This is a genomic window from Solirubrobacter deserti, from assembly GCF_027587175.1.
In the GTDB taxonomy this organism is placed as follows: Bacteria; Actinomycetota; Thermoleophilia; order Solirubrobacterales; family Solirubrobacteraceae; genus Solirubrobacter; species Solirubrobacter deserti.
Window position 1 is genome coordinate 11651 of record NZ_JAPCID010000032.1, and the last position, 9937, is coordinate 21587.

Sequence of the window (9937 nt, forward strand, 5' to 3'; positions counted from 1 at the left end):
CCACAACGGGACCCGCGCCGAAAAGTATCGGTCACCCCGGATCGTTTTCGCATCAGGCCTTGCAGTCACTCGAGGGCAGCAGGCTAGCGGGAGTCCCGCGGCGCGAGATCGGCGACGAGGATCGTCCGGTACGCCGGCTCGGCGTTGCGACCACGCAGCGCGCGGAAGACGAGCCGCGCGCCGGGCTTGAAGTGCAGGCCGAGGGCGAACGTGAGGAGGAACTTCTCGCGTGCGCTGTAGACCAGCTGCTGGAACAGCCACGCGCGCTCGTTCGCGTGCCGGTGCACCGTCACCGTGCCGCCGGGGCCGACCTGCTCGGCGAGCACGGCGCGCATCGCCTCGGTGTCGGGCACGCCTTCCTCGATGTGCTCGATGACCCACGGGTGCGGCTGGCCGTAGCGGGCCTCGTAGGCCTCGTTGAGCCGCAGGTCGCACCGTCTCGCGGCCTCGCCCGACGGGAACGTGACGATGATGCGCCCGCCCGGCCTGGTCACCCGCACCATCTCCGCGAGCGCGGCGGCGCGCGCGTCCTGCGGGATGTGCTCGAAGACCTCGACCGAGATCGCGAGGTCGAACTCGTCGTCCGCGAACGGCATGGCCTGGGCACGGCCCTGGACGCGGGTCAGGTACGGGGTCGCGTTGCCCTCCGTGCGGTCGAACGCGGCGTCCAGGCCGGTGACCGGGAACGGCATGAACTCGGTGATGCCGCCGGCGCCGGAGCCGACCTCGAGGATCTTGACCTGCGGGTGGAAGTGGTCGGAGAGCAGGTCGATCACGGCGCTGTAGCGCAGCGCGGCGTCGAGCGTGAAGGGGCCCACGTCGTAGCGCGTGGGCGGGCCGACCGGCGTGGTCGCGGGCGCGGGCGGCACGCCGCCCAGGCCGGTCGCGCGCAGGGCCGCCTGGATGGCGCGCTCGAGCCACAGGCCTTCGATCAGTCTCTTCATCAGCGTGCCGTTCACGGTGGGGCGGCCGAACACCGCGGCTTCGAGCGCGGGCAGGGCGACTGCGCGCCGCGCCTGGATCGCACGGCGGTCGCGCAGCGTAGCGGGAAGGCGCCGCACGGCCGCGCGCCAGCCGCGCGCGACGATCCGGCCCTGGCCCTCGCGGGCCGCGGTCAGCAGCATGTGGCCGAGGCCGGCGACGATCAACGGCGACGAGCGCAGCAGCCACGGCGTCGGGTAGTTCTTGAGCAGGAACGCGATGTGATTGCGGGCGATCAGGTAGCGCTCGCGGCCGGGGACGCGGCCCGTCGTCGCGCCGCCGTGGTGGTAGGCCACCGCATCCGGCACGTAGACCGTCGTCCAACCGCGCAGCTGCGCGCGAAAGCCCCAGTCGGCGTCCTCGAGGTAGGCGAAGAAGCTCTCGTCGAGCAGGCCGACGTCTTGGAGGGCCGCGCGCCGGAACAGACCCGCGCCGCCGCAGGCGCTGAACACGCGCTCGGGCGTGTCGTACTGGCCCGTGTCGGGCTGGTTGAAGCCGCGGCGCGTGGGGGCGCCGGTCCTGAGCAGCGCGTCCCCGGCGCCGTCGAGCCGCGAACGGTCCTTCGCCGAGCGCTGCTTGGGGGTGGCGGCGCCCGCGTCCGGATGTGCGTCGAGGGCGGCGACGAGCCGCTCCAGCCACTGCGGCTCGAGCTCCATGTCGTTGTTGACGAGCGCGACGTACTCGCTCTCGCCGGCCCGCAGTCCCGCGTTGACCGCCGGCGCGAAGCCGCGGTTGGTGTCGAAGGCGACGATCTCGACGCCGGGCCACTCGGCCTGCAGGTACTCGACGCTGCCGTCGGTCGAGCCGTTGTCGACCACGCGGATGAGCTGGTCGCCGAACGTCTGGTCCGCCAGGGTCGGGAGCACCGCGGCCAGCAGGTCGCGGCCGTTCCAGTTCGGGATGACGATCTCGACCCTCATCGCGGCACCAGCCCGCGCACGCCGCCGGCCGCGACCGCCACGAAGCCGGCGAAGGCGAGGCCCGCTCCGGCGAGCAGCGGGACCAGCGCGTAGCCCGTCGGCAGCAGCGCGGCCATGAGCAGCGCCCAGCCACCGGCGAGCACGGCGGAGGCGACGCCCGCCGCGGCGACCTTGGCCGACGACGGTCGCTCCGTGCCGGGGTCGGGCGGGATCAACCCGGGGATCCGCGCGAAGAACCAGATCGTGCCCGCCACGTAGGCCGCGAGCGTGGCGAAGACGACGCCGAACGGGCCGAAGAGCACGCCGAGGGTGACGGTCAGCACGACGTTGAGGATGATCACGATCCCGCCGAGGCCCGCTTCCGCGCCCGGCTTGCCGACCGCGCGCAGGTACGCGAACGCGACGCCGGCCATCAGGTTCACGCCGTAGGCAGCCGTCAGCGGCAGTGCGTAGAGCGCCGTGTCGCCGGCCTCATCGCCGAGCCACGCGTCCACGAGCGGAACCATGATCACGAGCGCGATCAACGTCAGGCCCGCGCACATGCGCAACCACACGCCCGCGATGCGGTGGTACAGGCGCGCCAGCTGCTCTTCGGCCCGCTGGCCGTGCAGCGTCGAGAAGCGTGAGACGAACGGGCCGAGCGACGCGCCGACGAGAAAGCGCATCGCCTCCGCGAGCTGGGACGCGATGCCGACGGCGCCCATCGTCGCGGTGTTCGAGATGAGCCCGACGACGAGTTTGTCGGTCTGCGAGTTCACGAGCGTGGAGATGACGTTGACCTGCATGCGCGCGGAGAAGCTGATCAGCTCGCGAGCCTGGGCGCGCGTGACCAGAGCAGGACGGCCGGCGGTGAGCACGTCTCGGACCATCCAGGAGCGCATGACGAACGCGACCGCGAACTGCGCGAGCGCCGCTTCCGCCAGGCCTCGCAGGCCGCGTCCCGCGGCGAGCAGCGCCGCCCCGACGGAGAGGAAGACGAGCACCGAGACCGCCGTGGCGACGGTGCCGCTGATGAACCGCTCCATGCCCTGCTGGACGTTGGCCAGACCGGACACGAGCAGCGTCAGCAGCATCACCGGGCCGACGAGCTCGAACATCGCGATCGCGTCCGCGCGCAGCTCGCCCGGCACGTCGAACAGGTCCACGATGGTCGGTGCCGCGAGCACCGTCGCGACCGCGATCACGGCGCCCAGCAGGACATAGAACACCGCCGCCGACCACACCACGCGGGTGGCCTCGTGGAGCGTCCCGGCGCCGCGCGCCACCGAGACGTACCGCTGCACCGCCGGCCCGAACCCGGTCTCCGCCGTCGCGACGTACACGAGCGCCGTCTGCGCCAGCGTCCAGACGCCGAACCCGTCGAGCCCGACGAAGTGCAGCACGATCGGCACCGTCAGCACCGACGACAGGATCGTCGCGCCGGCGTTGACCATGTTGGCCGCGACGTTGCGCGACAGGCCGCGGCTCACAGCGACGGCCACCTCCCGAGCACGCGCAGCGCGGCGCGGAACGCGACGTCACGCGGCTGCGGCGGCAGGGAGCGGGCGCGGCGCGGCGGAGGGTCCTGCAGCCAGGCCACGAGCGGCGCGACGACGCGCGACCAGCGGAACTGCTCGGCGGTGGCGGCGAGCGCCGGGCCGTACGCGTCGCGGCCGCGGTCGAGCACGCGCTCGAGCGCGGCGGCGGTGGCCGCGATGGCGCCGGGCGGCGCCGGCGCGCCGAGGTGGGCCTGCTCGTCGCGCGCCCCGAGGTCCTGGCCGCCGGCGGCGACGATCGGCAGGCCCGCCCAGAAGCAGTCCAGCAGGCGCGTCCGGAACGCGAACCGGGTCTCGAGGTGGTCGCGGTGCGTCGAGATCGCGCAGTCGGCCTGGTTGAGCCACGCCGCGCGGCGCTCGTAGGGCACCCAGCCCGCGTTGAAGACCACGCGCGGATGGTCGCCGGCCACGGCGCGCGCCTCCTCCAGCGCGCGGCCTCCGCCCATGAACAGCAGCGTGGCGTCGCGGTCGAGCGCCGTCACGGCCCGGATCGCCGTCGGCGCGTCCAGCCACGGCCACAGGCCGCCGTTCCAGAGCACGAGCTCGCCGTCGAGGTCGAGCAGCTCGCGCGGCCCGGGGCTGGGCGTGCCCGGCGGCGTGTCCGAGACGCCGAACGGGACGACCGAGAGCCGCGAGCGCAGCGTGGGGTCGGCGTCGTAGGCCCGCGGTGGCAGCAGCCGCTCGCCCAGCAGCATGCCGATGTAGAGCGCCCGCTGGCTCTCGGACGCGCACAGGAAGTGCTCGCCCGCGCGCAGCGCCGCCATGAACCGGTCGAGCGTAAGCGTCGCCACGCCGCGCCGCAGCAGCGCCCGCCGCCCCGCGAGCAGCTCGAGGTTCTCGAGCGGCTCGGGGTCGTAGAGGTCGAACACCAGCCGCGCGGGCGACCGCCGCAGCTCGGCCATCACGTGTGGCCACGGTGGTTGCGTGATGACGAAGTCCGCGCGCTCGAGCAGCGGCCGCAGCGCCCGCGCGTCGTGGCGCGCGAACTCGAGGTCGGCCGTGCCGTCACCCCCCTCAGGCGCTGCGAGCCGCACCTCGCCGTGCGGCGCGAGCGCGCGTGCGAGCTCGTACGCCCGGATCGCGGACCCGAGCATCGACTCTCCGACGGGCTCGGCCGAGATGACCACGACGCGCGTCACGCGCGCACCTCGCAGGCGGGCACGCCGCGGCGCGGCGCGGCGGGGTTGAAGGTCATGCGCGCAGCCGCTCCAGGCGGCGCTGCTCGCGGACCGCGGTGCGCAGCGGGACGAGCTTCGCCGCCGCCCGCGCGCGCTGCTCCGCCGTACGCTCGCGGCGGACGCGCGGCATCAACCGCAGCCCGTCGCGCCAGCCGCGCGCGAGCGCGCGCACGGCCCAGGCCTCGCGCACCTGCGCCGCCGACACGACGTCGAACGCGAGCGAGGACGCCACCGACAGCGCGAGCGCCGCGGGCGGGAGGTGGCGCGCGGCGTTGATCAGGCGGTTGCGCGCCGGCCAGTACAGGCGCGTCTCGGACTGGCGGGGCCCGGAGGCGTGGCCGATCTCATGGCGGATCGCGCTGCCCGGATGCAGGACGGTCCGGCCCTCGAGGCGCAGCGCGTAGTCGGCTTCCTCGCCGTACATCCAGATCAGCTCGTCGAAGCCGCCGAGCGCGAGGAACTCGTCGCGGCGCACGACGGTCAGCGCGCCGGACGCGGCGACGACCTCGACCGGGCCGGCGGGGGCGGCCGAGCGTGGCAGGCCCTCCATCCGGCCGTAGGTCGCCGTGTTGGGCGCGATCTCCAGGCCGACGGCTTCGAGCGTCGCCCCGTCGGGCGAGACGAGCAGGCCGGTGGCGACCGCCACGCCGGCGTCGGCGCGCAGCAGCGCCAGCAGGGGCTCGTCCCAGCCGTCCTCGACGCTCGCGTCGAAGTTCACGAACGCGACGTACGGCGCCCGTGCCGCCTCGGCGCCGCGGTTGCAGCCCGCGGCGAAGCCGACGTTCTGCTCGAAGCGCAGCACGCGGACGCCGTCCAAGCCCTCCCAGGAGCCGTCCGTGGAGGCGGAGTCGACGACGATCACCTCGTGCTCGGAGCGGGTGTGCGCGGCCAGCGCGGCCAGCGTCGCGGGCAGGCAGTCCGCCCCGTTGTAGTTGACCAGCACGACGCTCAGCTCCACGTCACTGCACCCCCCGCAGCGCGCGGACGAGCAGCGCCGGGACGGCGAGCAGGACGAGCGCCGCCACCACCCACAGTGCCCAGCCGCCGATCCAGCTCAGCTTGAACAGGCTCGCACGGTCCGCGATCGCGCCGGCCTGGGCGAGCAGCGACCGGGGCGAGCGCTCGAACACCAGCGTGATGTCGGTCAGCGTGGGATTGCCCTCGACGTATGCCGTCGTCGGGCGGGAGGCCGCATCGGCGTTGCCGACCAGCTGCACGCGGCCGGTCCCGCGATTGCGCAGGCAGACGTCGACGTCGCGGCCCGCGGGCACCGCGTCGACGGGGATCGCGCGCTCGCCCTCGCGGTAGCCCGCCGGGAGCGTCCCGCGCGCGATCACCGGCAGGCCGGAGGTGCGGTCGCGCACCAGCGCCTCCAGCGCGGGCCCACCGCCTCCGGAGGGCTTGAGCCAGACCGCGACGCGATCGAACCGCTCCGGCACCGCGATCGCCGTCTGGCACACGGTCTGCCCCGCGGCGATCTCGGCCGCCGGAACGGCCGGCGCCACGCCGAGCGTGAACGCCAGCGAAGAGCGCTGCGTCAGGCCGACCGCCACCAGCGCGAGGGCCACCAACACGCACAGCGCCGCGAGTACCGCCGCCGGCCTACGCATAGAACCGCTCCAGCGTCAGGGCGAGCGAGAACGCCTGCAGCGCGAACAGGCCGCCGACCATCCCCGCCAACGTCAGGCCCCGCAGCCGTGCCGACACGAGCCGCAGCGCCGCGGCGGACGCCAGCCCCGCGATCCCGATCAGCGGCAGCACATAGCGGCCCTGCATGAACGGCGCGCCGGACGAGAGCTTGAGCTGGTACTCCTGCCAGTGCAGCCCCGCGACGAGCGTCAACGCGACCAGCGCGAGGAACGCCAGCACGCCGCGGTCCAGCGTCGTCCGGGCTCGCCAGACGGCGACCGCCGCCGCGACCGCCACCGCGAGCGTGAGGACCGTCAGCGCCCAGTAGACCCAGCCGGGGAACTCGATCTCGAGCCAGCCGAAGCGCGCCCACGCCCCGTTGAGGATCACGTCGACCACGGGCAGCCCCATCGGCACCGACGGGAAGAAGTCCTGCATGAACCACAGTTTCGGCAGATAGAACTGCCACAGGTACGAGCCCAGCTCGCGCACGTCCAGCCCGGAGGCGGTCGCCGCGCTGGTCAGCTGCTGGGAAGCCGGACGGGCGAGGATGCGCGCCGTCACCAGCCAGCCGCCGACCACGGCGACGAGCGCCGCGAGCCCGGGCAGCGCGACCCGCGCCCGTCCGCCGGGCACGCGCCACGCGGCGATCGCGAACGCGAGCAGCGCGCCCGGCACGAGCGCGTAGCTGGTGGCCTTCACCCAGCACGCGAGTCCCACGACCGCCATGAACGCGACGCCGGAGCGGACGGTGAGGCCGCGCCGGAGCATCCGCACCCCCAGCCACAGCGCGACGGTCCAGAGCGCGAACAGCAGGCCGTCGGGCGTCACCGACGCGCTGATGAACGTCGGCATGGGCGCGAGCGCCGGCAGCGCGGCGGCGGCGAGCTGGAACAGCGGCCGCCGCCCGAAGACCTCGCCCGCGAGCGCCCACGTGGCGGCCACGGTCACCAGCAGCCACACGACGCCCACGATCCGCATCCACACCAGCCGGTCGAACACGCCGCCGCCCCCGGCCGCGGCGTACGGCGCGGCGTAGAGCAGGTAGGCCAGCGGCGGGTTCGAGCGCGCGGCGTTCTGGCCGCCGCCGTCCGAGCGTTGCGCGTCCGGCAGCTCGCGCTCGGCCTCGCGCCAGCGCTCGAAGGCGGTGCGGCTCCATTCGGGCCGGGTGACCAGCGAAGCGGCGGTCTGGTCGGCGTTGACAGCGTCCGCCGCGCGGCTCTGCTCGGTCGCGAACAGCGGCCGGTCCGGCTCGCCGGGCAGCCCGGGACCGTCCACGAGCGACTGCACGTAGCCGTAGTGCGAGTTCTCGTCGGGCGCCTGCCACCCGGGCAGGATCAGCGCCCAGGCGACGCCCAGGATCGCCGTCGCGGCGAGCAGTGCGGCCAGCGCCCCCGGCACGCGCCGGCGCCGGGACGGGCTCGGATCCGTCTGCGTGATCGACTCAGACACGCACGAGCCTTCGCACGAGTCCCCAGTACGCGGCCTGCAGCGTGCGGACCGGCGCCAGCTCGGCCACCGGGCCGAGGAAGGGGGAGTCCAGGGTGGCGCTCAGGCCGCCGGCGAACACGCGCACCGGCACGCGGCGCTGCGCCTGCACGCGGCGCCGCCGCCGCAGCGCCCACGGCAGCGACCGCAGCACAGCGGCCTGTGCGCGCAGCTTCTCGCGCAGCCAGCCGCCGCGCGCCGCCACCACGAGCAGCGCGAGCTCCGCGCCGAGCAGCGCCGGCAGCAGCGGGACCAGCAGCCGCGTGGGATACGCGCCGAGCACCGTCCACCAGCGGTTGCGCTCGAGCAGGAACCACTTGTAGGCGCCCTTGTCGAAGTCGTACGCGTGCTCCACGCGCGCCGCGGGTGCGATGCCGACGCCCCAGCCCGCCAGCCGGAGCCGCAGCGAGAGATCCAGGTCCTCGCTGTACATGAAGTACTCCGGATCGAACCCGCCGACCGCCTCCCAGGCCTCACGACGCACGGCGAGCGCCGCCCCGGACGCGAACGAGACGTCGCGCAGCGCTTCGCCGGCCGCGGCGACCGGCGCGCCGACCTGGCCGGCCCAGCCCATCCCGAGCCAGTGCGTCACGCCACCGGAGGTGTTGACCTGCTCGCCGCCCTCGAGCGTGACGAGCGCCTGCCACGCGCCCCAGTCCGGCCGCTCGGCCGCGGCGGCGCGCAGAGCCGCGAGCGCGCCGGGCGCGGGCACGCAGTCCGGGTTCAGGAAGAACAGCAGCGGCGCCGAGGTGGCGCCCGCGCCGGCCTGGCAGCCGCCCGCGAACCCGACGTTGCGCTCGAGCTCGAGCACGGTCGCCCCGGCCGCGCGCGCGACGGCGCCGCTGGCGTCCGACGACGCGTTGTCGACGACGACGAGCTCGTCCCCGGGCTCGAGCTGGGCGCGCAACGCGGCCAGCGTGCCCGGCAGCTCGGCCGACGACTCGTAGGCGACGATCACGGTCGCCACTGCGGGCGCGTGCGCCACGCGCCTCAGGACCGACGGCCGGCCGGCTCGAGCTCGGGAGCGGCTTCCGTGTTCAACTCGTCGACGCGTTGCTGCAGCAGCCCGACGCGCTGGGCCAGCAGCTTGTTCTCGTCGGCCAGCCGGGAGATCGCCAGCGAGAAGTGGAGCAACAGCAGCAGGACGAACCCGAACGCGATCACGAACAGCGCAGACGGCGCGTACGCGATGCCGATCAGCTGGGCGAGTTCCTCGAGCGCGCCGCGCCAGATGGACAGGCCGAGCATGATCGCGGCCGACAGCATCCACAGCAGCGCGTAGCGCTCCATCAGCCGCCGCCGCCGGACGAGCTCGAACACCACCGCGAACTGCAGCGCGGTGGCGAAGATGGCGACGATCTGGATCCGGTTGTCCATCAGAGCGTCTGCTGGGCGGCGACCGGCGCCGGATCGCCGGCCTCGACCACCGGCCGGGCCCGCAGCAGGCCGACGAAGATCGCGAGCAGCACCTTGACCATGTAGTAGATCGAGCGGCTGGCGTTGATCGACGAGACCCCGGTCGTGCGCGGACGCATCCGGACCGGCACCTCCGCGCCCTTGAGCTTGTGGAAGTGCAGCAGCAGCACCGCTTCGACCTCGGGGTAGTCGTGCGGGTAGTCGCGGGCGAACAGCTCGATGCCGCGGCGGCGCACCATCCGAAAGCCCGAGGTGGGGTCGGTCACGCGGCGGCCGACGATGGTCGACAGCACGCGGGCGAAGAAGCGGATGCCCAGGCGGCGCGTGGCCGACGACCGGTAGCCCAGCTCCTCCTCACCGTCGATGAAGCGCGAGCCCGTGACCAGGCCGAGCTCCGGGTGCGTGTGCAGGTAGGCGAGCAGGTCGCCGATGTTGCGCGCGTCGTGCTGGCCGTCGCCGTCCACCTGCACGGCGACGTCGTAGTCGCGCTCCAGCGCGTACTTGTAGCCGGCCTGCACCGCCCCGCCGATGCCGAGGTTGAACGGCAGCACCAGGACGCTCGCGCCGGCGGCCCGGGCGAGGGCGGCCGTGTCGTCCGTCGAGCCGTCGTCGACCACCAGCACGTCGAAGTCAGGTGCGTGCTCCCGGATGTCGAGCACCGTGGCGCCGATGGCGCCCTGCTCGTTGTAGGCGGGAACGATGGCCAGGTTGCGGGGCATTGAGCGTTGGAACGGCCGGCACGGGAGAGAGTTGCGGGCGTGCGGCCGTGCCACAGGCTAGCGAGACGCCC

9 protein-coding genes are annotated in these 9937 nt (G+C 74.2%); all 9 read right to left on the reverse strand.

Annotated elements, in window-relative coordinates:
• Nucleotides 1–83 precede the first annotated feature (83 nt).
• The 9 genes from OJ962_RS20915 to OJ962_RS20955 are packed head-to-tail and all read right to left on the reverse strand — an operon-like array spanning nt 84 to nt 9866.
• Nucleotides 84–1901, reverse strand: a complete 1818-nt coding sequence (locus tag OJ962_RS20915; protein ID WP_202954993.1) for a glycosyltransferase — start codon at nt 1899–1901, stop codon at nt 84–86.
• The gene (locus tag OJ962_RS20920) at nt 1898–3370 is read right to left on the reverse strand and encodes a lipopolysaccharide biosynthesis protein (RefSeq protein WP_202954994.1); all 1473 of its coding nucleotides are present in this window, start codon (nt 3368–3370) and stop codon (nt 1898–1900) included. Before OJ962_RS20920 ends, OJ962_RS20915 begins: the two co-directional genes overlap by 4 nt.
• Nucleotides 3367–4575 carry a glycosyltransferase gene (locus OJ962_RS20925; protein WP_270006576.1) on the reverse strand — a complete coding sequence of 403 codons (1209 nt, stop codon included), beginning with the start codon at nt 4573–4575 and terminating at the stop codon, nt 3367–3369. Before OJ962_RS20925 ends, OJ962_RS20920 begins: the two co-directional genes overlap by 4 nt.
• A gap of 52 nt (nt 4576–4627) precedes the next feature.
• On the reverse strand, nt 4628–5572 hold the full coding sequence (locus OJ962_RS20930) for a glycosyltransferase (RefSeq protein WP_202954996.1): 945 nt from the start codon (nt 5570–5572) through the stop codon (nt 4628–4630).
• A gap of 1 nt (nt 5573) precedes the next feature.
• Nucleotides 5574–6224 carry a hypothetical protein gene (locus OJ962_RS20935; protein WP_202954997.1) on the reverse strand — a complete coding sequence of 217 codons (651 nt, stop codon included), beginning with the start codon at nt 6222–6224 and terminating at the stop codon, nt 5574–5576.
• Nucleotides 6217–7695: a DUF2142 domain-containing protein gene (locus OJ962_RS20940; RefSeq protein ID WP_202954998.1), complete on the reverse strand. Its 1479-nt coding sequence runs from the start codon at nt 7693–7695 to the stop codon at nt 6217–6219. Before OJ962_RS20940 ends, OJ962_RS20935 begins: the two co-directional genes overlap by 8 nt.
• A complete protein-coding gene (locus tag OJ962_RS20945; protein ID WP_270006577.1) occupies nt 7688–8698 on the reverse strand; it encodes a glycosyltransferase family 2 protein in 1011 nt (336 codons plus the stop codon). Before OJ962_RS20945 ends, OJ962_RS20940 begins: the two co-directional genes overlap by 8 nt.
• 23 nt (nt 8699–8721) lie before the next feature.
• Nucleotides 8722–9108: a DUF2304 domain-containing protein gene (locus tag OJ962_RS20950; RefSeq protein WP_202955000.1), complete on the reverse strand. Its 387-nt coding sequence runs from the start codon at nt 9106–9108 to the stop codon at nt 8722–8724.
• The gene (locus tag OJ962_RS20955; RefSeq protein WP_202955001.1) at nt 9108–9866 is read right to left on the reverse strand and encodes a glycosyltransferase family 2 protein; all 759 of its coding nucleotides are present in this window, start codon (nt 9864–9866) and stop codon (nt 9108–9110) included. The genes OJ962_RS20950 and OJ962_RS20955 overlap by 1 nt, the downstream gene beginning before the upstream one ends.
• Between the last annotated feature and the right edge of the window lie 71 nt (nt 9867–9937).